The organism is Bacillus sp. HNG (assembly GCF_003400205.1).
GTDB lineage: Bacteria > Bacillota > Bacilli > Bacillales > Bacillaceae_L > Ferdinandcohnia.
In genome coordinates this window covers 128,393-150,049 of the sequence record NZ_QUQV01000010.1, presented here as the reverse complement: position 1 = coordinate 150,049, position 21,657 = coordinate 128,393, and the positions used below count along the sequence as shown (strand labels likewise).

General features: G+C 40.6%; 23 protein-coding genes. 7 read left to right on the top strand and 16 right to left on the bottom strand.

Features of this window, described 5'->3' with window-relative positions:
- Positions 1–7: 7 nt before the first annotated feature.
- From DZB84_RS17745 to DZB84_RS17730, 4 genes are all read right to left on the bottom strand, one after another.
- Positions 8–874, bottom strand: a complete 867-nt coding sequence (locus DZB84_RS17745) for a DNA-3-methyladenine glycosylase family protein (protein ID WP_116353662.1) — start codon at positions 872–874, stop codon at positions 8–10.
- 88 nt (positions 875–962) lie between these two features.
- Positions 963–1,274: a cupin domain-containing protein gene (locus DZB84_RS17740; RefSeq protein WP_116353661.1), complete on the bottom strand. Its 312-nt coding sequence runs from the start codon at positions 1,272–1,274 to the stop codon at positions 963–965.
- Positions 1,275–1,330: 56 nt separating this feature from the next.
- Positions 1,331–1,687, bottom strand: a complete 357-nt coding sequence (locus DZB84_RS17735) for a DMT family transporter (RefSeq protein ID WP_116353660.1) — start codon at positions 1,685–1,687, stop codon at positions 1,331–1,333.
- Entirely contained in the window at positions 1,688–2,011 is a 324-nt protein-coding gene (locus DZB84_RS17730) for a DMT family transporter (RefSeq protein WP_411266275.1), read from the bottom strand.
- A gap of 286 nt (positions 2,012–2,297) precedes the next feature.
- Here DZB84_RS17730 and DZB84_RS17725 point away from each other — a divergent pair, with 286 nt between their 5' ends.
- Positions 2,298–2,810, top strand: a complete 513-nt coding sequence (locus tag DZB84_RS17725; RefSeq protein ID WP_116353658.1) for a DUF2269 family protein — start codon at positions 2,298–2,300, stop codon at positions 2,808–2,810.
- 90 nt (positions 2,811–2,900) lie between these two features.
- Positions 2,901–3,488 (top strand): lysozyme inhibitor LprI family protein, encoded by a 588-nt coding sequence (locus tag DZB84_RS17720; protein ID WP_116353657.1) that lies wholly within the window; start codon positions 2,901–2,903, stop codon positions 3,486–3,488.
- A gap of 38 nt (positions 3,489–3,526) precedes the next feature.
- On the opposite strand, the gene pdaA is transcribed toward DZB84_RS17720, so the two are convergent.
- From pdaA to DZB84_RS17705, 3 genes are all read right to left on the bottom strand, one after another.
- Complete coding sequence (pdaA, locus tag DZB84_RS17715) at positions 3,527–4,306, bottom strand: delta-lactam-biosynthetic de-N-acetylase (RefSeq protein WP_411266277.1); 780 nt, start codon at positions 4,304–4,306, stop codon at positions 3,527–3,529.
- Positions 4,307–4,533: 227 nt separating this feature from the next.
- Positions 4,534–6,069, bottom strand: coding sequence for a fumarate hydratase (locus DZB84_RS17710; RefSeq protein ID WP_142759849.1), 1,536 nt, complete (start codon positions 6,067–6,069; stop codon positions 4,534–4,536).
- A 105-nt stretch (positions 6,070–6,174) separates the two neighbouring features.
- A complete protein-coding gene (locus DZB84_RS17705; protein ID WP_116353656.1) occupies positions 6,175–7,383 on the bottom strand; it encodes an MFS transporter in 1,209 nt (402 codons plus the stop codon).
- A gap of 138 nt (positions 7,384–7,521) precedes the next feature.
- Between DZB84_RS17705 and DZB84_RS17700 the strand changes: the two genes are divergently transcribed.
- Positions 7,522–8,748: a DUF4317 domain-containing protein gene (locus DZB84_RS17700; protein WP_116353655.1), complete on the top strand. Its 1,227-nt coding sequence runs from the start codon at positions 7,522–7,524 to the stop codon at positions 8,746–8,748.
- 242 nt (positions 8,749–8,990) lie between these two features.
- Here DZB84_RS17700 and DZB84_RS17695 read toward each other — a convergent pair whose 3' ends face one another.
- Complete coding sequence (locus DZB84_RS17695) at positions 8,991–9,179, bottom strand: SE1561 family protein (RefSeq protein WP_116353654.1); 189 nt, start codon at positions 9,177–9,179, stop codon at positions 8,991–8,993.
- A gap of 134 nt (positions 9,180–9,313) precedes the next feature.
- Between DZB84_RS17695 and yfkAB the strand changes: the two genes are divergently transcribed.
- Positions 9,314–10,435: a radical SAM/CxCxxxxC motif protein YfkAB gene (gene yfkAB, locus DZB84_RS17690; RefSeq protein ID WP_116353652.1), complete on the top strand. Its 1,122-nt coding sequence runs from the start codon at positions 9,314–9,316 to the stop codon at positions 10,433–10,435.
- A gap of 35 nt (positions 10,436–10,470) precedes the next feature.
- On the opposite strand, the gene DZB84_RS17685 is transcribed toward yfkAB, so the two are convergent.
- The 5 genes from DZB84_RS17685 to DZB84_RS17665 all read right to left on the bottom strand — a co-directional run bounded on the left by DZB84_RS17685 (position 10,471) and on the right by DZB84_RS17665 (position 15,681).
- Positions 10,471–11,223 (bottom strand): YfkD famly protein, encoded by a 753-nt coding sequence (locus DZB84_RS17685; protein ID WP_223254493.1) that lies wholly within the window; start codon positions 11,221–11,223, stop codon positions 10,471–10,473.
- A gap of 234 nt (positions 11,224–11,457) precedes the next feature.
- A complete protein-coding gene (locus DZB84_RS17680) occupies positions 11,458–12,102 on the bottom strand; it encodes a YczE/YyaS/YitT family protein (protein WP_116353647.1) in 645 nt (214 codons plus the stop codon).
- Between the two features lie 302 nt (positions 12,103–12,404).
- A complete protein-coding gene (cax, locus tag DZB84_RS17675) occupies positions 12,405–13,472 on the bottom strand; it encodes a calcium/proton exchanger (protein WP_116353645.1) in 1,068 nt (355 codons plus the stop codon).
- Positions 13,473–13,559: 87 nt separating this feature from the next.
- A complete protein-coding gene (locus DZB84_RS17670) occupies positions 13,560–13,946 on the bottom strand; it encodes an OsmC family protein (RefSeq protein WP_116353643.1) in 387 nt (128 codons plus the stop codon).
- 211 nt (positions 13,947–14,157) lie between these two features.
- A complete protein-coding gene (locus tag DZB84_RS17665) occupies positions 14,158–15,681 on the bottom strand; it encodes a fatty acyl-CoA synthetase (RefSeq protein ID WP_116353642.1) in 1,524 nt (507 codons plus the stop codon).
- A gap of 306 nt (positions 15,682–15,987) precedes the next feature.
- On the opposite strand from DZB84_RS17665, the gene DZB84_RS17660 reads away from it, so the two are divergent.
- Together DZB84_RS17660 and DZB84_RS17655 are read left to right on the top strand one after the other, a co-directional pair.
- Complete coding sequence (locus tag DZB84_RS17660; RefSeq protein WP_116353640.1) at positions 15,988–17,151, top strand: MFS transporter; 1,164 nt, start codon at positions 15,988–15,990, stop codon at positions 17,149–17,151.
- Between the two features lie 232 nt (positions 17,152–17,383).
- Positions 17,384–17,530, top strand: coding sequence for a BH0509 family protein (locus tag DZB84_RS17655; protein ID WP_116353638.1), 147 nt, complete (start codon positions 17,384–17,386; stop codon positions 17,528–17,530).
- 33 nt (positions 17,531–17,563) lie between these two features.
- Here the strand turns inward: DZB84_RS17655 and DZB84_RS17650 are convergent, their stop codons facing one another.
- Together DZB84_RS17650 and DZB84_RS17645 are read right to left on the bottom strand one after the other, a co-directional pair.
- Positions 17,564–17,779 carry a helix-turn-helix domain-containing protein gene (locus DZB84_RS17650; RefSeq protein WP_116353636.1) on the bottom strand — a complete coding sequence of 72 codons (216 nt, stop codon included), beginning with the start codon at positions 17,777–17,779 and terminating at the stop codon, positions 17,564–17,566.
- Positions 17,780–17,789: 10 nt separating this feature from the next.
- Complete coding sequence (locus tag DZB84_RS17645; RefSeq protein ID WP_116353634.1) at positions 17,790–18,275, bottom strand: DUF2975 domain-containing protein; 486 nt, start codon at positions 18,273–18,275, stop codon at positions 17,790–17,792.
- Positions 18,276–18,623: 348 nt separating this feature from the next.
- Between DZB84_RS17645 and DZB84_RS17640 the strand changes: the two genes are divergently transcribed.
- A complete protein-coding gene (locus DZB84_RS17640; RefSeq protein ID WP_116353632.1) occupies positions 18,624–20,555 on the top strand; it encodes a heavy metal translocating P-type ATPase in 1,932 nt (643 codons plus the stop codon).
- 262 nt (positions 20,556–20,817) lie between these two features.
- Here DZB84_RS17640 and DZB84_RS17635 read toward each other — a convergent pair whose 3' ends face one another.
- A complete protein-coding gene (locus DZB84_RS17635) occupies positions 20,818–21,657 on the bottom strand; it encodes a YihY/virulence factor BrkB family protein (RefSeq protein WP_116353630.1) in 840 nt (279 codons plus the stop codon).

The window sequence follows — 21,657 nt, the reverse complement described above, 5'->3', positions numbered from 1 at the left end:
CAACTTTCTATTCGATGCTTCGCCATAAATACAAGGAGGCATAGCTTAAGTATGGCTCCCATGGCTTGCTGTATTCTTCCATCTGTTCATAGGTTGGCTTTTTCTCAAGATTGTATAATTTTTTGATGGCATTTTGAATTCCGATGTCTGCCATCGGGAAGAGATTTGGTCGTCCTAATGCAAATAATAGGAAGTTTTCTGCCGTCCATTTCCCAATTCCACGGATTTTTACAAGAGTCTCCATTACCCCTTCATCGGATTTTGATCGGAGATCCGAAAGAGTTAGCTCCCCAGAGGCAATCAATTTCGATGTATCGATGACATATTCCGCCTTCCGGCCACTAAATTGCAATTCTCTCAAGTCCGCAACAGACAGCTCAGCTATTTTTTCAGGGCGAGGATGAATCCATGTCCCTTCGATTTCTTGGCCAAATGTGGTCACAAATCTTGATGTCAGTGTGTGGGCAAACGTCATATTTAGCTGCTGATGGATGATACATTTCATCAAGGAAAAATACGGATCGAAATCTAAGACCAATGGCGTTCCACGATGCTCTATGAAAATATCTCGAAGGTCTGTTTGTAAAAAATGGTCTTGGATTTCCTGCAACGATACGTCCCATTGAAAAATGTGAGACACATGCTGCAATGCATATTCCATTGAATCCTTATAAGACCCTGTGACTACAAAGCTTGGCTCATCCGTTGTCCCTGTTGCTTTCACCGTGACAACTTCAGGTTCATTTTTAATATAAAAAGGCACCTTCACCGAGCGTTCATCTTTATTCAAATAGTTAGTCGGATTTATCGATAGCCGGTCTAGGACGCGGTCAAAATCATATGGCGGCTGTACATGCACTGTTTTCTCCCACATGGAACCTACCTCAATTCATAAGTGTTAGTACACATTATACCATTTGAGCGCAAAAAAAATCCCCCTGCAAGCAAGAGGATTATTACGTTTATTTGTTTAATAGATCATCACGAAGCGGTGTAAAGGTATCTAGTAAAATACCTTCTTCTAACGCAACAACACCATGTTTATGGTTTCCTGGAATAAAAATTGTTTCTCCTTGGGACACCGTCGTTTGCTCCCCTTCGATGGTAAACTGAAAGCTTCCCTTCATCACGTATGTAAGTTGCTCATGTGGGTGGCTGTGTTGATAGCCTTCTGCCCCTTTTTCAAAGTGAACTTCCATCATCATCACCGATTCACCCGGTGGGAATATTTTTCGTTTTACGCCTGGTTCGGCATTTTCCCATTCTCCAACCATGTTCTACTCCCCCTTATTATGTATTCCCTTACATTATAAAAGGAAATGCCCCTTTATTAAAGCGCATTGGCTTTCGGATTTTTTTCCACTGCTTCTTTTTTTGAAGTGTTTAATAAAATGACTCCGCCGATAATTAAGACAATGCCTGCTAGTTTAAGAGCGGTAAACACCTCATCCCACACAAGCGCTCCAATGATGGCCGTTAGTGCAGTTCCTACTCCAGACCAAATGGCATATGCCAAACTTAGTGGTAGCGTTTTAAGACATAAGGACAAGCAATAAAATGCGAGTCCATATCCCACAATGACACCGATTGACGGAAATAGAACGGTAAACCCATCGGACATTTTTAGCATGGCCGTTGCAAAGATCTCACATATAATCGAAATGGTTAATGCTAGATATCCCTTCATTTAATGACCCCCTCCAATATTGAGTAAAATGACGCCACCAATAATTAACAGGAATCCAAGGACTTTTTTCATATCAATCGTTTCTTTATAGATGATGATTCCGACTAATGCGGTTAGTGCTGTCCCTACTCCGGCCCAAATTGCATATGCCATCCCAAGTGGCAATGTCTTTAGTGATAGGGATAAAGTATAGAATGCTAAAGCATATCCGACCATGACTCCTATTGAAGGCAGGAATTTTTTGAAGCCATCTGTAGCTTTAAGCAACGAGCTGCCGAACACCTCGCTTATAATGGCTATGATTAAAAGAATGTATGCATTCATGGTGATTCCCCCTACAATCAAATGCGCCTTGGCGTATTTGCGCCCGATTTTTTTCGAGCCCGCTCGAAAAATTTCCTTTGAAAAATCGTGGCATCCGCCGGAGGCTTTAACTTTATTCAGCTGAATAAAGTTAAAAGTGCCTTTCTCCATTTTACCTTCTATTTTAATATTGGGGAATATAGGACCTCAGTTGTAGCGGAAATTACATCTGAAGCACATTTTTCAATGATCCTCCTCAGCGTAAAATAAATGTTGCTGGTCAAATGACATGAGGAGGTAATATAACATGAAAAAAATCGGACCTAAAGGGATGAAATGGCTAAAAATTATCCACGTTTTTCTAGTCGTATTATTTTTCGGAGGAATTTTAAGTTCTCTTTCATTAAATCTTTATCTTGATTTTACTGAATTTAATGAGTCCTATCTGGGGTATAAAACCATCGTAATTATCAGTGATCATATTGTTCGCTGGGGTGCGATTGGCACGTTAGTAGTGGGACTCATCTATGGATTTTTTACAAATTGGGGATTCTTCAAGCATCGATGGGTTGGCACGAAATTCGTACTCTATATCATTCAAACGATTGTCGGGATTTTTATTATAGACAAGCTTATGATAACAAATATGGAGTTGCTTGAAACACAACGAGAATTAGCCCTGACCAATCCTGAATTCATTCAAAACCACTTAATCAGACAATATGCAGTCTATTTTCAGATCGCTGTTACCATTTTTATTTTCATCATTTCATATGTAAAACCTTGGAGGAAGAAAAAGGTAATCCCGAAAAAGAGCTGAATCTACAGCTCTTTTATTGTTTTTAGGATATAATTTGAAGATAATGTTAAGTAGTTATACATAAGAACAAAATGACAAGGAGTTTTTGCAATGAAAAAGGTAGTACTGTTGACTATTTTGTTCGTGTTGTTGGCAGCCTGTGGGAAACCAGATGAGAAGACTAGTTCCCAGCCGGAAGAACCAGCTAAGAGTGCGGTATCTGAGGCGGACTCTGAAAAGGAAAATGACAAGATTGATGTTGTGGAAGAAAGTAAAGAGACAAGTGTTTCAGATGAAAGCGTGGATGCCGAGTCGCCGGATACTAGTGTCGAAGGCTCATCGGAAAATAGTGCTCTTAAGGAGCAATATTTAAATGAACTCGCTGCGATTGAAGAAGAAATTGAAAACAAGCCTGAGGGCGAAACACAAATCGAGATGGAAGATATCGCTTCAGGTGTCTATGAAATATGGGACAATGAACTTAATAAAATCTGGAAAGAACTAGAGAAACAACTTCCAACTAAAAAAATGGATAAACTGCGGGAAGAACAACGCCAATGGATTAAAGAGAAATATCGAATCGCAAGTGAAGAAGCTGCTCAATACGAAGGCGGTACGATGGAGCCTTTAGTAAAAGTAAACACACAAGCACGGGTGACCAAAGAAAGATGCTATGAATTAGTTGAAAAGTATATGTAATAGGAAAAGGACTTAGGGAACCCTAAGTCCTTTGTTTGTTAGTCTAGGTCAAATAACAGTTCTTCCCTAATCGTTTTTTCCGCCATTAATTGATCTAAGCTTCGGAAGTTATAACCTTCTTCACGTAGGTCATCGATTACCTTTCCAAGTGCTTCGGCATTGTCCCTCGATACAGTATGTAGCAAAAGAATCGCACCTGGATGAATTTGCCTCATAATGTTGTTGTACGCATACTCCCACCCTTTTTGGCTGTTGATGTGCCAATCAACGAAGGCGAGCGACCAAAACACATTTTGATAACCAAGATTGTTGGACAAAGCTAAGGTTCGTTCACTGAAAATGCCTCGTGGTGGACGAAGATAGGTCACATCCTGACCGGTAAGCTTTTTCGTTTCCTCCCGAACGGAATCTAATTCTTTTCGAAGTCGCTCGTCACTTACTCTTGTTAAATCCGGATGATACCACGAATGATTCCCAACGATATGCCCTTCCTTTGCCATTCGTTTAACGAGTTTAGCTTGATCCTTTAAATAATGCCCTGTGACGAAGAATGTCGCGGGAACCTTTTTCTTTTTTAGCACATCAAGAACTTGTTCGGTATAGCCATTTTCGTAGCCGTTATCAAACGTAAGATAGATGTCTTTTTTTGAAGTATCCCCAATATAAAAAGCGCCATATTTTGCGAGTAGTTTATCATACTCCTCACCTGCTGAGGCAGGTTCATGGTTTTTGCTCTTTTTGAAGCCCCAATGGATCGGTGCATTTGAATAAGCTGCTGCAGCCTGTGGAGCCACAGTCAATGAAAAGGTAACAGTCAAAAGAAGAAGTATGCCACAAAGCCTTTTCAAAAATAAAACCTCCTAAAACTCCGTTAGTAGTAGAGTTAGTTTTTACCACATTAAGGGAGTTCATGCAGGAATAGATTGGCAAAAAGGTTTTGTTGGAGACAGGAATACAATTTGTGCTAGAAATTGTGGGGTGCTTGGTTATATCATACACAAATAAAAAACCCGCTACGCAAAAACGTAACGGGCCATAATCATTTTTAAGCAAATACACGCTCTTTGAATTGTTCTAGTTTTTCTAAAGAAGATTTGTCAACATCCTCGTGTAGGCTGTTTCCGTGTGAATCCATTGTCACAACAGCTGTGAAGCCTTCAACAGATAAATGCCACATTGCTTCAGGAATACCGAACTGCATGAGGTCTACGCCATCAACAGACTTGATGCAGTCTGCATAATATTGGGCAGCACCACCGATTGCATTTAAGTAAACTCCGCCATGCTCTTTAAGTGCAGCAAGTGTCTTAGGTCCCATTCCACCTTTACCGATTACCGCACGGATTCCAAACTTTTTCATGATATCACCTTGGTAAGGTTCCTCACGAATACTCGTTGTTGGGCCAGCCGCTTTCACGTGCCAGTTGCCATCTTCATCCTTAAGCATAACTGGACCACAGTGATAGATGATTTGGCCATCTAAATCAACTGGTGCATCATTTTCTGAAAGATGCTTATGGATGGCGTCACGGCCTGTGTACATGCGACCATTGATTCGCACTACATCCCCAACTTTGAGTTCACGAATTTGTTCTTCAGTGATCGGTGCTTGAAGCACAACTTCACGCGTTTCTGATTTTACTTCTTGCACTTCTTCTTGTTCTTTAGAGAAATCAATTTCTTCTCCATCTTGGTATAACCACTCATTAATGTCACCTGTTTCAGCATCAAGAGTGACACCTAGACGGCGATATGCCCAACAGTTGTACGCAACAGATACGAAGAAGCTTGCTGGGATACGGTGCATAACACCCACTTTACAACCAAGTAGAGTTGTTTCACCGCCGAAGCCCATTGTTCCGATTCCAAGCTTATTCGCATTTTCCATTACATATTCTTCCAGCTTGCGAAGATCTTCGTTTGGATTTACATCTTCAACTGAGCGGAAAAGTTGTTCTTTCGCTAACTCGTAACCAGACGTACGGTCTCCACCGATTCCAACCCCGATGAACCCAGCACTACAGCCTTGTCCTTGGGCTTGATACACAGAGTGCATGATACACTTACGAATTCCATCTAAGTCACGACCGGCACGACCAAGTCCTTCTAATTCACATGGTAAGCTGTATTGAATGTTTTTATTTTCACATCCGCCACCTTTTAAAATAAGGCGAACATCGATGTAATCCTTTTCCCATTGTTCAAACTTAATTACTGGCACACCTTCGCCAAGGTTGTCCCCACTGTTTTTACCAGTTAATGAATCAACAGCGTTTGGACGTAGCTTTCCATCCTTTGTTGCTTCGACAATTGCTTCACGAATGGCTGCTTTGATTTTTAATTGGTTCACCCCAACTGGTGTTTTTACTTTAAAGGTTGGTAGACCTGTATCTTGACAGATTGGTGATACGTTTACGTCTGCCATTGAAATATTGTTGGTGATGGTTGAAAGAGACATAGCAGCACGAGTACCGGCACTTTCACTCGCCTTTGCACGAGCAACCGCTCTACGTACATCCTTTGGAAGTCTTGTTGATGTCTCTACAATTAACTTGTACATACTTTGTTGTAGCTTATCCATCTGTATTCCCCTTTCCCTTATATCCCCGATATTATCTATAATCACAATTTTCATTATACTCCTAGAAGTTTTTTTCGGAAAGGGATTTGCAAACGATTCCAGTTTTTATTCATGGCTCTCTTTTATTAAGTTCACCCCAATCAAACCAGCGATCGAAAAGATCAATGGAATAATGAAACCGAAATAGTATCCAGATGTAAAATGGTCTAACACAATTCCAAAGATCGCAGGTAGTAGGACCGCACTTAAAAATCCACCCGTGTTGGCAAATCCAGATACCATGCCTGATTCGCTTATCGGAAAGGTTTTGCGCACTGTTGCAAAGGTTAAGGAATTAGAGCCAAACGCAAATCCAATGATAATAAAAAGAGTAATGAGCAAGAATAATGGAGGTCCCTCACGAAATAAAAGGAAAGCGGACCAACACAAAACAGTAACCATATGAAAAAAGAAATAAGGTCTTTTAATCATGCCTAATCTGCTTGAAATCCAACCAATCAATGGAGCACCAATCAGTGCCCCAATTAAACTATACATAATGAGCTGGCTTGCTCCTAAACGCGTCAAGCCGTACACATCCATCCCATAAGGCACTGCCCACGAACAGATAAAGCCTAAGTATCCTCCAACAAGCCCAAAGTGACAAAGAAACAATGCCAATGCTTGCCGACTTGAAAAAATTCGACGCAGCAATACCGATGTTTTTTCACGGCTGACTTCTTTTTTCTCAATCATTGGTTGGTTTGGTTTTTTAACGAGGACTACATAAAGAAAAATCCCACACAAACACAACAGGATTCCCCCTGAAAGAAAGGCTCCGCGCCATCCAAGTAAGACAATCAATGCTGAAAAAGGAACAGTCGCCATCAGAAAACCGAGGCTCCCAGTCATTCCCGCAACACCGATAAGCCGGGTGAACTCTTTTTCGTTAAACCATTTGCTTAAGATGAGGACTAAATTTACCCAAATTGTCGCATCTCCTATTCCCGTTAGGATTCTTGCAAAAAAGAGGATAAATTCATGGGTTCCGAGGCTATAAATGATTGTTCCAACACCTGTTAGGATTGCACCGATAATAAGAAAAAAATTAGGCCCATAGCGATCTGCCAAGATTCCCATCGGCATTTGCAAACCTGTGTATACGAAAAATTGAATGCTGGTTAATAGCCCGATTGTTGTCGCGGTGACCTGAAAGTCAGACATCAACTGGTCTGTAATCAGTCCAGGTGCAGTGCGTTGACCTGACATCACTACATATGTAAACAATACAGAAGCAAAAATAACCCATCTAAATTTACTATTTTGTATATCCACTGATATCTACCCCTGTTTGTTTTTTTATGTTATGTATATGGGTTTGTGGCCCTGTCGTGCTCATACACCTGGTAAAAAATCAATCATTACAATTTTGAAGTCATACATGTATAATCAAAAAATGGGAGTTGAGATTAAATGAATAAAAAAGACATCGCAAACATCCGCAAGCAATTTAAGTTAAATAATCAATACTTACACATCAAAGAAATTTTCAATGTGTATGTTAAAAAAGAATCCAATGAGATTTACCACCATATTTGTCAGCCGTTCGAGCTATTAGAGCAGGAAGCTCAGGAACTATTTTTAGATAACTTTAAAAAGACATTGGCCGGGCAGCTCGATACGAAGTTGTTTGAGTTAAAGTTCCAGCATGATGTTGAGAATAGCACGCGAGACCTTCTATATGATGGGCTGCAAATGGAAGATACCGAAGATTGGATCGAGCAAATGCTGCAGATTGTGGAGAAAATGTATGCTACGAAGGTTTATGAGTTTGATACAGTGGTTACATTTATCCGTGCCGAATACCGTAAACCAACACGTAAACGCGACCCTGAATCAGAACAAGGCGGCTCTGATGAGGTCTATTTTAGCCCCCTTGTTCTTTGCACGTTAAATAAAATAGATCAACCGAAAAAGACGTTGGTTTTTGATTATATTGAAAGAACGTTCAAATCAAATACGGTGCTAGACCCGGTTATTAACTTGACCGCTCCGTTAACAGGTTTCCTTTTTCCAGCGTTTAACGATAATGCAGCAGACGTGAATCATATTCTTTATGCTGCCGGGAAAGCAAACGAGCCTAGTTATAGTTTCATTTCCGATGTATTGAATTGTGAAGATATCATGACAGCCGAAGATGATAAGATCGGCTTCGAGATGATCTTGAAAAATGTCATCGGTGAAACTGTAGAATCTGAGGTTATTTCGAACGTATACGAGGAAATCGACCGTTTTGTTCAAGAAAAAGAAGAAGAAGAACAGGAAGATAGCGAGCCGCCGATGATCAACTACCAGGACGTCGAGCGCATCCTGAAGGTGAGCGGCGTAGAAGATGTGGACACAGCAAAAGTGGAACATGCCTTTAAAACCGTAATTGATGATGAGCATCATGAATTCAAAGCAACGAACCTCGTTCCAAAATCAATCAAAATCAACACAAAGGTTGCCAAACTTACATTGAGTCCAAAAGAATTACGATACGTCAAATACATCATGTACCAAGGCAAACGCTGCTTATTGTTGGAAATCGATGAAGACGTCGTAGTCGAAGGCTTAACACTCGAAACAAAGAACCAAGGAGATTACGTGGACCGTGGGGACCATGGTGACCACGGGGACGGTTCTACTGGTTCCTTTTAAGGACCTTAGGGACCACAGGGACCATAGGGACGGTTCTTGTGGTTCCATACTAGAAAAAAAACAGTGGATTCCAAAAGGAAATCCACTGTTTTTGTTTAACATGACAACAAAAGCTCTCTCCACTTATTCCGTCATTTGCGGTTACCTTTGACTCTTCTCTTTTACCAATCGGGCACGATTCCGCCCTTAACCCCGAAAAAACAAAAAACGCCCAGCACAATCTGAGCGTCCGCCAAACCTAATTATTCCTTCCAATCCTTCTTAAACCGTTCGTATTTTCCTTCCAAGTCATCGATCATCTCAATGAGGCGGTCGATATCCTCTAAATCGGTGGATTCAGGATCCATCGAATCAATCACCTCTAAAAACATATTTAGGCGATTTTTTAAATAGGATATTTGTGAGTCTTTATCATGTATCGCATTTCCCAAGCTACAACGTTCCTTTCGTTTTTCAATCTTTTTTATCTTATAAAAATGTATCTACATTGACAACTATAAATCTTTTCAATAAAATGCCTAATGGCGATTTGTGGTTAAACAAATCCGTAAAAAGGAGTTACATAATGACAAATTTACAATCTTCTATTCGAATTTCTCCCGCATATGACCCGTGGGAGGCTTATTTAGATGTTGAGCAATATGGCTCAATGCAGCTAACCAATATTGAATTTACAACGACCTATCTCTGCAATATGAGATGTGAACATTGCGCCGTTGGCTACACATTACAGCCGAAAGATCCTAAGGGCTTACCGATTGAACTTTTGCTAAAACGCCTTGACGAAATTCCCAAGCTCCGTTCCTTAAGCATTACCGGCGGTGAACCAATGCTTTCAACAAAGTCTGTGGACCATTATGTCGTCCCTCTTCTAAAGTATGCCCATGAGAGAGGGGTTCGTACTCAAATCAACTCCAATCTCACACTTGACCTGGCACGATATGAAAAAATTGTCCCATACTTAGATGTGCTTCATATTTCACATAACTGGGGAACGATTGATGATTTTGTTGATGGCGGTTTTGCAATGATGGAGAAAAAGCCTTCATTCGAACAGCGCGAACGCTATTTTCAGCGAATGATTGAAAATAGCAAAGCTTTATCAAGGGCTGGTGTAATGGTTGCGGCAGAGACCATGCTGAACAAACGGACTCTTCCACATTTAGAAACGATTCATAAACAAATTGTGGAGGAAATGGAGTGTGGCAGGCACGAGGTGCACCCAATGTACCCAAGTGATTTCGCAAGTAATCTCGAAGTACTTACACTTAAGGAAATTCGGAGTGCGATTCATCATCTTCTTGATATCCGCAATGAGAATGTATGGATGTTGTTTGGCACATTGCCTTTTTATGCGTGTAGTGATAATGAGGAAGATCTCACATTACTTAAAAGACTCTATTCGAGTAAAAATGTAACCGTTCGGAATGACCCTGATGGTCGTTCGCGTCTCAATGTGAATATTTTCACTGGAGATATTATCGTGACTGATTTTGGCGATATTCCTCCACTCGGTAACATTCAAACAACTTCACTTCAAGATGCATATGACATCTGGTCAGAAACAAAGATAGTGAAGGAAATTAGCTGTCACTGCCCAGCGGTAAAATGCCTTGGTCCAAACATTCTCGTGAAAAATGCGTATTATAAGAAGGATGACTTTACAAAACGTCTTGCAAAAATGTAAAAAATTCGGGCGCCCACTTAAACGCCCGAATTTGTTTATTTCGGAGTTTCTGAAACGAGGAATGCATATGAAACGTGGTCTTGGACGGGTATCCAGGCGCCAATTCCTTGGTGGGTTACATTTTTCACAACAATGGACTTTTTGCTTCCTTTTAAAACAAGGTAGACTTCACCATATGTAACCTTCCCTTTTTCATTGACTGCCGGCGCATAGGCATATAAATATCCTAGCCTTTTCGGTGGTACATTATAAACTTGATCCTTTTTCGTTGCCCCACCAATGATCGTTGTAAAGGAAAGGGGAAGCTTGGTCTTCTTCGTCGCTTCGATTAACATCATTTTCTTTACTTCATCAGCATCCTGAATTTCTGCAGTTAATCCACCTCTGACAATCTTCTGCATTTCCTGTTTGTAGTGGATTTTAAATGGGGACTTTCCACCACGATTGTCATAGTAGTTTGTATTGATTTTTTCATACTCCCAATTCGTGCTTGTTTCAGACGATTCATAGTTAAGCGGCCACTGACCTAGGTAAATGGTGGCGCGGTATCCAAGCGCAAGTGGTGTCGTTTGGATGGCCGACTCATTTAATATACGAATAAGGTCTGGATTTTCTATTTCTACATCAGCACTATTAATAAGCTCTTTTGTGAGCTTACTCGGCTGGAGATATGGCAAATCCTGTGTCGGGTTCGGATAGGTATTATCCTGCGAAATGTCTAAAACAGAACTAGGAATTTTGAACTTATCTGCTTTTTCACCCTTTGTTTTACCGGTACCTTCCGCCATTACAGTTCCAGCAAGTAAACCAAATATCAACATGACGGCAACTATAAAAACTAATTTTCGTTTCATAGACGGTACTCCTTTCATTGGCTTTGTGCTTAGTGTTTTCGAAGATTTTGCAGATTATCCATCCTTTTATTAGTAAATTTTTGAGGGTTTCGGTTAAAAAAAGAAATGCCAGAGGGCTTCTGGCATTTCTTAAGGACAATTCATGTAGTTTTGGATGGTCTATCGGTTTTATTTCGGTTCTATCGATTTTAGCCCATTTCCCCTGCTACCACGAAGTCCCTTCTCCATCAACCTCTCGAAATATGGAAAAAAGAACTGAATAATGGGACCAATCCCGAATGTAACGACCAAAGTTCCAATTCCGATCGGACCTCCAACCAAAAGCGCCAAAATCAGCCCTGTTGCTTCTGCGATTGTCTTTGAAATCCCGAACTTTAGTTTAAATCGTGTACTGATCGCAAGCATCAAGTTATCGAGTGGCGAAAGTGGAAACTTTGCCTGCAGATAAATGGCGATCCCAAGTGAGGCAACCACTAATCCCCCTAATAAAGTAAGAACCTTGACCATTAAGCCTTCCAAATCCCATGTGGCCAACGCAATTAATAACCAAAAATCAATAAAAAAGCCAATTAAAATGATGGTGCCAATTGATAAAAAAACAGGTCGCGCACGAAGCAAAAGTGCATTAACAAACATGACTAAAATGCCGACAATAATAACCCAGTTACCGACAGTAAGTCCAAAAGTTTCTGATAACCCCACATTAAGCGCATCCCATGCACCAGCACCGATATCCGCCATTATCATTAAACTGATTCCCAGCGCCAAGATAAACAAACCAACACAAAAAAAAGCAATTCGTCTCGTCAACATAGAGGTGCTCCCTTGAATTCCATATTATTAAAACATTGTACTTAATTATAATTGACCCCAAAAAATTAATCGATATTTTTATTTTAACTGAATATTTTTAATCTTAGGTAAATATAATGAAGTATACCTTACTTGAAGGAGGGATAAAGAGACCATACCTTTAACGACAGGGGGTATGCTATCGATTTAACGGACGGAGACAACACCATTGAGAGTTATCCCTTAAAAAGTACTTAGAAGAAAGCCATAAAAGACAAACGACTCTGTGTAGATGATGTCTGCACAGAGTTGTTTTTTTGTACTTATAAAAGATAAAATCCAATCCCCATAATGGCGTATGCCGCTAACAATGTACCACCTTCAAACCAGTTTGTTTCTCCGTCATTTGTTAAAGAAATCGTTAAAAATACCGCGGTGATCATTGCAATTAATTCTGGCATTGAAAACACAAGCGCCATTTGAGTATCGAGGAACAATGATATCAAGACTAAGAGTGGTGCCACAAACATGGCGACCTGCAAGGTTGAGCCAATGGCGATTTCAATCGCAACATTCATTTTATTTTTATAAGCCATCATAACGGCAGAAGCATGTTCAGCTGCATTTCCAACAATCGCCACGATAATGATTCCTATAAAAATTTCACTCCAACCAAAGCTTTCAGCCACTACTTCAAAGGTATGTACGAGATTTTCAGATACATACCCGACAGCAACCGTCGCTAACGCTAGGATAATAAGTGCCTTCCACTTCCCCCATTCAGGCTCCTCATGCTCTTCATTTTCCTTTTCCACCTGTTCGGAGTCCTGTTGATAAATGCCGCGGTGGGAAACAAGCTTAAAGAACAGACCAGCTAAATATAACAGGATTAAAATAACCGAGATACCGATACTTAACGTAAATGTATCTTGTTCATTCATCTCCATTGAAAAAACCTCTGGAACAACAAACGCTAGGATGATCGAAAAAATCAGCAGTCCTGAGTTATGCCGAGCATCATGGACATTAAATTTCTGTCTTTTAAACTTAATACCCCCAACGAAAAAAGATAGTCCTGCAACGAGCAAAAGGTTGCCAAGTACTGAACCAGTTAGCGATGCAAGGACTACTGTAACAAGCCCAGCCTTTAATGCAAAAATAGAAATAATAAGTTCAACTGCATTCCCAAAGGTAGCGTTTAACAAACCACCAATCCTTGGTCCGGCAACTATCGCAAGACTTTCGGTCGCTCTACCCATAAATCCAGCTAAGGCAATAATGGTCAAACAGTAGACAACAAACATGATGACAGCTGGCCAATGCAGGAGGCTACCAATCACTGAAAGTGGAACACCAATCACAACCATAATCAAAAAAAGACGATTCATCATGCCACAACCTTCCTTTAACCTAAAAAACTACGCCCAGAATTTGCGTAGTTTTCATCTCTATAAAAATTATGTTCTTTTATGGTGTTTTTATGCATCAATGATTTCAAAAGTCTCAGTAATTTCAATGCTTCCCTTAACGGATTGTGCCATTGGACAATTGCGAGAAGCAATCTCGATGGAACGCTCAATTTTTTGTTCATTTAAATCTGCACCTTTTATGATGTAATGGAGATGAATTTTTTCAACTCGATTCGCTTGTGCCTCATTTCTTTCCACCTCTGTATGAATAGTGATATCCTCTACCTGCATTCTCTTTTTTTCAAGAATTTTACGAAGAGTGCCCCCACTACAAACTGCAATAGAAGAAACTAAAAGCTGATAAGGTCTAAACCCATACGCTTCATCCCCCGCAACATGTAACTCCCCGTATTCCACGTCTGTGTAGAAGCCAACTTCCTTCATTTTAAAAATCATGAAAAATTCCCCCATTCTCGTAAGTTATCATTAGTTTACTCTTGTTCGACCCCAAATGAAAAGAAAATCAAATGGTTTAAGGCATTTTGATGTATGAGGGACCCACAACATATGCAGATTGAGTGGTCTGCTAAGGAAGGTATATTGCCAAGAATTAATAAATAAGAGCAATGTCTGAACTGACATTGCTCCCGAAAAACATTAAACAGATTCACGTAGCGCTCTTTGAGCGTCCGACATTGCGCAACTGACGTTTAAGGATTTTACCACTGGCATTTCGCGGCAATTCATTCACGATTTCGACCTGTTTCGGGACTTTGAAGTTGGCTAAATTGTTCCTGACATGCTGGAGGATCTCCTCCTCAGACACTGGAGCTTTGATGACTACGAAAGCAGTGACTGCCTCGATCCACTTTTCGTCCGGTACACCGACAACTGCAACCTCTGCAACCTGAGGTAGCTCATAGATACAGTCCTCTATCTCACGGGAGGCCACAAGCACACCGCCAGTGTTGATGACATCCTTCACTCGGTCAATTACTTCGATATATCCATTCTCGTCCTGCTTCACGAGATCTCCGGAGTGGAACCAACCGCCAGCGAATGCCTTTTCCGTAGCTTCACTTTTGTTCCAATATCCAAGACAAAGCTGAGGTGAACGGTATACAATTTCTCCGAGTTCACCAGTGGGCACAGGATTACCCTCGACATCCACGACGCGCGCCTCAACGAAGAGCATTGGTCTTCCTGCGGAACCAGGGTGGTCCGCGTGTTCCTCAGGACGCAGGACCGTGCAGGCAGGACCCATCTCAGATTGGCCGAACACGTTGTAGAAACCGAGCTCTGGCAGACATTTCTGCAGCCGTTCGAGTATCGGCCCAGGCATGATTGAAGCTCCGTAATAAGCCTTCCTTAGATTCGCGAGATTTCGCGATGTTAGCTCAGGGTGATTCGCGATTGAAACCCAAACGGTTGGAGCAGCGAAGAACGACGTAATTCCGTCCTGTTCCATAGTTTCAAGCACAGCACCTGCCACGGGAGCAGGAAGCACCTTGTTCCAGCCACCCACCAACAGTGCCGGCAGCATGAACACATGCATTTGTGCCGAGTGGTAGAGCGGCAAGCAGTGGAGCGCACGGTCTGACTCCTTGATGTCCAGACCATGGATGCAGCTCATGTAGTGGTGCATCAGGGCACGATGGGTCATGATCGCTCCCTTTGGTTCCGAAGTGGTGCCCGAAGTGTAGAGTAGCTGAGCGACATCCGTGTCATCAACATCGAACTCATCATCTTTTAAGGGACGGTTATCGTTACTGGAAACCCACTCCATAAGTTCGTCCTCAAATTGCAGGACCTTGCGATGACTGTTTGACTTCGTCTGAGAGATAGCATCTGCCAGTTCTCGGTCAGCGATGATGAGAGTTGGGTCGGAATCACTTAGAATGTAATCGAGTTCTCCGGCTCGGAGCTGAAAATTCACCGGAACGTGGATGGCTCCCATACGTGAAGTAGCCAAAAACAGCAGCACATACATATCAGAGTTTTTACCGTAAGCGGCCACTCGGTCCCCCTTTGCCACCCCAAGTTCACGCAGTTGGCGCGCGATACGTGTGACCGCCATGTCGAGTTCACGGTAACTCCACTCCCGGTTATCAAATACAACGGCAGTATTACGTGGTACACGTGCGGCCGTACGACGGACCGCCTCGGCTATAGTGCTTGTTCGCATATTCATTTCAGTCCTCTCTCTTCAATTTAGGTTGGAGCACAACACTTGTAAAACCAGGAAGTCTGCATCGATTTCTTCGACAAATGAATTAGGATATTATGTAACTCAAAAGAAATTAATGTTCATAAAATTACGAATATTTACTTTAAATATAAAACTTCTCTTACTACGCTGTCAATGTAATTATGAAGTCTCTTTATCGGTAAACTTGCTTAGAATTTGCCCATCTGAATATTGTTAAATCTTTTCAATTCCCAACCCTAGATTATTTTTGTATGATTAGATTGGAAAATGAACTGGGGGAAAAACAACATGAAATTGCGATTTTGGATATTAGTGAGCATAGTAGCTGTCTCGGGGTTTAGCCAGGGCATGCTGTTGCCATTGATTGCTGTTATCTTTGAAAATAGTGGACTATCATCCACCTTAAATGGATTAAATGCAACCGCCCTTTATATCGGAATCTTATTTGTATCACCTTTTATGGAGTACCCGTTGCGAAAATATGGCTATAAACCTGTTATTATGTTTGGGGCATTGCTCGTAGTTATATCCCTTGCTCTATTCCCTTTATGGAAATCGTTTTGGTTTTGGTTTGTATTGCGACTCTTGATTGGAATTGGGGACCACTCCCTGCACTTTGGAACTCAAACATGGATTACTTCATTTTCGCCAGAGGCAAAGCGCGGAAGAAATATTTCCTTATACGGATTGTTCTTTGGAATAGGCTTTGCTACAGGTCCATTAATGACACCATTAATCTATATCAATGAAGCATTACCATTTATACTTTCTTCTATTCTATGTTTAATTGGCTGGTTCTTTTTATTCCTATTAAAAAATGAGTATCCTGATGCGGAATTGGGAGTGAACTCATTTAAAGAAACAATCAACCGGTTCTCTAAAGCATTGAAATATGCATGGGTTGCCTTTTTGCCACCAATGACCTTTGGATTTTTGGAATCATCCTTAAACGGAAGCTTCCCGGTATACGGATTACGAATTGATTTAGATGTTACTTTTGTATCAATATTACTAACTTCGTTTGCACTTGGAAGCATCATCACCCAGCTTCCTTTGGGAATTCTGAGCGACAAATATGGACGAAGAAATATTTTAACGATTGTCCTATTTTTAGGATTTTTAAGCTTTACCGCTGCAAGCTTTCTAGAACACTCTCATGTCGGGCTTTGGCTCTGCATTACGTTTGCAGGGATGGCGGTTGGATCAACATTTTCACTCGGTATCTCTTATATGACAGATTTAATGCCAAGAAATTTGCTTCCAACAGGTAACCTCCTTTGCGGCATCTTTTTTAGCATCGGTAGTTTGATAGGTCCGTTTTTCGGTGGTCTATTTATTCAATACTTTGAAAGCATTAGCTTTTTCAATGTCATTGGGACCATTCTGCTCGTCATCTTTATCGTGATCACTGTTTTCGGTTCGAAAACAGCTCCTAAAACGGTTGAAAGTTGAGACTTCCTTTTGTAAGGGAGTCTTTTTTGTTGACTAGCTAATCGCTATAGAAGGTAAAAAAGACCTGTCGATCCGTGAACACTTGAGCTTTTCTTCTTTCCCTATGATTTTTTGCCTATTTTTCAGAATTTTGTTGACGTTTTTCAGAAAACTGTTATATAATACAATAAATATTAATACACTGTATTAAAACAGATGTATAGGACGAAAATGAAAAAGGGAGAGGATTATAATGAGTAGGCAAGAACGCAAAAACATGATTGAGTTTATTGAGAAGGTTAAAGGTATCGATAAAATGGAGCTTATGTATATGACAGATGCAGATATCGAGCATATCTATGACACAACGTATTATCATTTTGAGGAAACTGCAGAATAATTGTATTGAAAAAACTCGCCGGTTGGCGAGTTTTTATTTTTGTTCATCTGGTCTGTATTCTAAAATGTCTCCAGGCTGGCAGTCCAGCGCTTTACAAATCCCTTCTAAAGTAGAAAATCGAACCGCCTTTGCCTTCCCATTTTTTAAAATGGACAGATTGGCCATCGTGATTCCGACTCTCTCAGATAGCTCCGTTACACTCATTTTTCGCTTTGCAAGCATAACATCTATGTTAATAATAATTGCCATTATATTCACCTCAAACCGTTAAGTCGTTTTCTTCTTGGATTTCAATGGCATTTTTCAATAGTTTTTGAAGTACAGCCGCAAAAACCGAAATAACAAAACATGCAAAAATAATAACCAATGCAATAAGCAGAACACCTGGATTACCTGCATTTTGTGAAATCACGAAAAAGAAGCCAATGACGTACCATGCACTAATAATCGCCGCACAATATTTTATGATCGTTAAAGATTGGATCGATTTATGAGTGAAGGCATTATTTTTATCAATATAGCTTAGTAGTTTAAAGCCCTGATAAAGTGCAAATAAATATGGGATCAAGGTCACTTCGATTCCAATTAACAGAGGATATTTTAAATACGCAAATTCTACATTTTTGACTGCTAAATCATTTGCAACCCATGGTAGCCAAAAAATACATAAAGCCAACACAACGATTCCCATAAAAAAGAGTGCTACTTTTAAAAAGAGTGTATTTCCTCGCTCTTTTAGCCTCATGATTCCCTCCATCAAAAACACCTCGCCTATTTTTTCTCTTTGATTAGTGTACCTGATTGTTTATTGTTTTTCAATAAATTATTATCTTTTCCCGCTATTTGTGAACTTATTTAAACTAATTATAAAAAAGACTTTTAAAATCCGAGTGGTGTGTTATAATTAATAATAATTATAAAGTAAAAATTACTAAAATGAAGTGCTGCTATCAAAATGATCGCAGTTTTCTTGTTTAAATGGCTTAATGAGTGTGATTACCTTTCTCAATTAGCAAAAAGAAGTTGATTTTGATTCTCAATTAGATATCGATAAATGATTATTTTTCTCAATTAGAAAACGGAGGCGAATGAAATGAGTACAGAAGTAAAAACGGCTTCAGGGCAACAACTATATAAAACAGAAAAAGAACCTTCTCCTTTCCTTGAAAAAGTAAAGCTTCACGGAGAATTGATTGCCGCATTAACGAGTGGTGTATTGATCGCAATTGCATGGACATTAGGTCATTTTGAACAAAATACAACTTCGATCGTTATGTACCTTCTTGCATTTATCATTGGTGGTTATGCAAAAGCAAAGGAAGGCATTACAGATACAATCGCTGAAAAAGAATTAAATGTGGAAATGCTGATGATTTTTGCTGCAATCGGCTCTGCCGTTATTGGCTATTGGAATGAAGGGGCCATTTTAATCTTCATCTTCGCTTTAAGTGGTGCCCTTGAAACCTATACGATGAACAAGAGCCATAAGGAAATCTCTTCTCTCATGGGAATGCAGCCTGATGAAGCAACCCTTATACAAAACGGTATCGAGCGCGTTGTACATGTTTCCTCCCTTCAGATTGGGGATACCATTTTGGTTAAACCAGGGGAGCGAATTCCAGCAGATGGCAAGCTTTTAAAAGGCGACACAAACGTGGATCAAGCAGCCATTACCGGTGAATCGATTCCGGTTCAAAAATCCCTTGGGGACGAGGTTTTTGCAGGTACGGTTAACCTACGGGGTTCTATTACCGTTGAAGTGACAAAGCCAAATGAAGATTCGTTGTTCCAAAAAATTATTAATCTTGTTCAATCCGCACAAAGTGAAAAATCACCTTCACAGCTTTTCATTGAAAAATTTGAAGGTAAATATGTAAAAATTGTTTTAATCGCGGTTGGTTTCATGATGTTCCTACCTCACTTTCTATTAGATTGGACATGGACAGAAACCTTTTACCGGGCAATGGTTTTACTAGTTGTTGCCTCCCCATGTGCACTTGTTGCCTCGATTATGCCGGCAACCCTATCGGCGATTTCAAATGGGGCAAGAAGAGGAATTCTTTTTAAAGGCGGCGTACACCTAGAGCAACTCGGTAACCTAAAAGCGATTGCGCTTGATAAAACCGGAACATTAACAAAAGGGAAACCGGTTGTAACAGATATCATTGTGGCAGATTCAATCGAACAAACTGAATTTTTACAGGTGGTTGCTTCAATTGAAAATCAATCGACACATCCATTGGCAGGAGCTATCGTGGCACATGCCAAATCGAATGGCCAGGAGTTGCTTTCAGTCGATGGAATCGAGGATATGCCTGGTTATGGAGTAAAAGCAACTGTTGGAAATGCCAATTGGTTTATTGGTAAAGCCGATCTTGTCGGGAAAGAAGCAGCCGCTGCTTTCAAAAATGGGGTTGCGAAACAATTGGCGTCTGAAGGGAAAACGATTGTTTATGTAAAATCAGGTGACGACATTGCAGGAATTCTTGCTCTTAAGGATGTTGTCCGTGATGATACAGTTTCAGCTATTTCCGCTTTACAAGATCTAGGAATCTACACCGTTATGCTGACCGGTGATGGTGAGAAAACAGCCGAAGCCATTTCCAAGGAAAGCCATGTTGACCAATACATTGCCGAATGTTTGCCAGAAACAAAGGTTGATCACATAAAAGATTTGATTTCGAAATACGATACCGTTGCGATGGTCGGAGATGGAATCAATGATGCACCTGCTTTAGCAACGGCTAACGTCGGGATTGCGATGGGGCAAGGAACAGACGTGGCCCTTGAAACAGCTGATGTCATTCTTATGAAAAACGACCTACCACGAATCGCGGAAGCCGTTAAGCTTTCAAAACGGATGAATCGGATTATTAAACAGAATGTTATTTTTTCAATCGCTGTGATTATGCTATTGATTGTGTCTAACTTCTTTCAAATCATTGACCTCCCATTTGGAGTCATCGGACACGAAGGAAGTACAATACTTGTTATTTTAAACGGGCTTCGATTGTTGAAGTCATAAATAGAAGGAAAGGACTTGACCCGAGCGGCCAAGTCCTTTTTTGTTAAGTATTGGGGACCAGTGGAACCGTCCCTCTGGTCCTAATGATAGCCGTTGCTGCCGTTAGCAGAACTGCTTGTTTTTTGTTTTGGGCTATTTTTCTTTCCTTTTTGTTTTGTACCGCCGTCTTTTTTAGACATAATAGAGGCCTCCTTGTATTGTACTTACAACCTCTATTATCTCTCGCTCCCCCATTTTCCATGAAGGTAACTTCCGGAAAAATTCAGCGACCGTCCCTGATGCGATGGCAATTTAGAATTGCGTTGATTTCACCACCAATGATGATGATCATCGCCGATAAATAAAACCAGATCATCAGCACAATAATGGCTCCTAAACTTCCATAGGTCGTGGAGTAATGCCCGAAGCTGTTCACATAATAGGAAAACGCAAGGGAAACAAACATCCACCCAAAGGTCGCAAAAAAGGCACCAGAAATGATCTCTTTTATCTTTAGCGGTCGGTTAGGCGCAACCCAGTACAAGAAGGTAAACACGATAAAGAGAATCGCTGCACTCACTATCCAACGAATTCCGTTCCAAATATCTAAAAATTCATCAGACAGACCAAACGATGAAAAGATAAAAACCCCAATCTGTTTTCCAAAGACCGGTAATAACAAAGCAACAATGATGACAAAAATCATCCCAAAAGTTAATAAGATCGAGATTCCTCTTGTAAAAAAGAAGTTCCGTGTTTCCTTTACATCATAGGCTTTGTTAAACGCACGAACGACCGCATTAATTCCATTGGAGGAGGACCATAATGTACCGATGATCCCAATAGATAACAGCCCGCCTTTTTGCGAACCCACAATGTAATTTAAGTTTTCTTCAATCAGAGCAACAGTACCCTCTGGCGCGTACTGCGCTACAAACTCCAACACATCGATCTGGGAAATGGGCAAATACCCAATAAGTGTCACTAGAAAGATTAAAAACGGGAATAGAGAAAGCAAGAAAAAATAGGCAAGCTCTGCTGAAAGACTACCTACTTCATCTTCCTTATATCGCAAGATTAATTCCTTAATAAACCGCAAATCTAACGTTCGAATTTGGGTCAT

What these genes read in the sequence shown, in the direction of transcription:
- DZB84_RS17665 (WP_116353642.1), bottom strand. Translation starts at nt 15,681, where the DNA reads ATGAATATGCGAACAAGCACTATAGCCGAGGCGGTCCGTCGTACGGCC.
- DZB84_RS17700 (WP_116353655.1), top strand. Translation starts at nt 7,522, where the DNA reads ATGAATAAAAAAGACATCGCAAACATCCGCAAGCAATTTAAGTTAAAT.
- DZB84_RS17650 (WP_116353636.1), bottom strand. Translation starts at nt 17,779, where the DNA reads ATGGCAATTATTATTAACATAGATGTTATGCTTGCAAAGCGAAAAATG.
- DZB84_RS17725 (WP_116353658.1), top strand. Translation starts at nt 2,298, where the DNA reads ATGAAAAAAATCGGACCTAAAGGGATGAAATGGCTAAAAATTATCCAC.
- DZB84_RS17740 (WP_116353661.1), bottom strand. Translation starts at nt 1,274, where the DNA reads ATGGTTGGAGAATGGGAAAATGCCGAACCAGGCGTAAAACGAAAAATA.
- DZB84_RS17710 (WP_142759849.1), bottom strand. Translation starts at nt 6,069, where the DNA reads ATGGATAAGCTACAACAAAGTATGTACAAGTTAATTGTAGAGACATCA.
- DZB84_RS17640 (WP_116353632.1), top strand. Translation starts at nt 18,624, where the DNA reads ATGAGTACAGAAGTAAAAACGGCTTCAGGGCAACAACTATATAAAACA.
- DZB84_RS17655 (WP_116353638.1), top strand. Translation starts at nt 17,384, where the DNA reads ATGAGTAGGCAAGAACGCAAAAACATGATTGAGTTTATTGAGAAGGTT.
- DZB84_RS17635 (WP_116353630.1), bottom strand. Translation starts at nt 21,657, where the DNA reads ATGACCCAAATTCGAACGTTAGATTTGCGGTTTATTAAGGAATTAATC.
- DZB84_RS17720 (WP_116353657.1), top strand. Translation starts at nt 2,901, where the DNA reads ATGAAAAAGGTAGTACTGTTGACTATTTTGTTCGTGTTGTTGGCAGCC.
- cax (WP_116353645.1), bottom strand. Translation starts at nt 13,472, where the DNA reads ATGATGAATCGTCTTTTTTTGATTATGGTTGTGATTGGTGTTCCACTT.
- DZB84_RS17745 (WP_116353662.1), bottom strand. Translation starts at nt 874, where the DNA reads ATGTGGGAGAAAACAGTGCATGTACAGCCGCCATATGATTTTGACCGC.
- DZB84_RS17730 (WP_411266275.1), bottom strand. Translation starts at nt 2,011, where the DNA reads ATGAATGCATACATTCTTTTAATCATAGCCATTATAAGCGAGGTGTTC.
- DZB84_RS17645 (WP_116353634.1), bottom strand. Translation starts at nt 18,275, where the DNA reads ATGAGGCTAAAAGAGCGAGGAAATACACTCTTTTTAAAAGTAGCACTC.
- yfkAB (WP_116353652.1), top strand. Translation starts at nt 9,314, where the DNA reads ATGACAAATTTACAATCTTCTATTCGAATTTCTCCCGCATATGACCCG.
- DZB84_RS17680 (WP_116353647.1), bottom strand. Translation starts at nt 12,102, where the DNA reads ATGTTGACGAGACGAATTGCTTTTTTTTGTGTTGGTTTGTTTATCTTG.
- DZB84_RS17660 (WP_116353640.1), top strand. Translation starts at nt 15,988, where the DNA reads ATGAAATTGCGATTTTGGATATTAGTGAGCATAGTAGCTGTCTCGGGG.
- DZB84_RS17670 (WP_116353643.1), bottom strand. Translation starts at nt 13,946, where the DNA reads ATGATTTTTAAAATGAAGGAAGTTGGCTTCTACACAGACGTGGAATAC.
- DZB84_RS17735 (WP_116353660.1), bottom strand. Translation starts at nt 1,687, where the DNA reads ATGAAGGGATATCTAGCATTAACCATTTCGATTATATGTGAGATCTTT.
- DZB84_RS17685 (WP_223254493.1), bottom strand. Translation starts at nt 11,223, where the DNA reads ATGGCGGAAGGTACCGGTAAAACAAAGGGTGAAAAAGCAGATAAGTTC.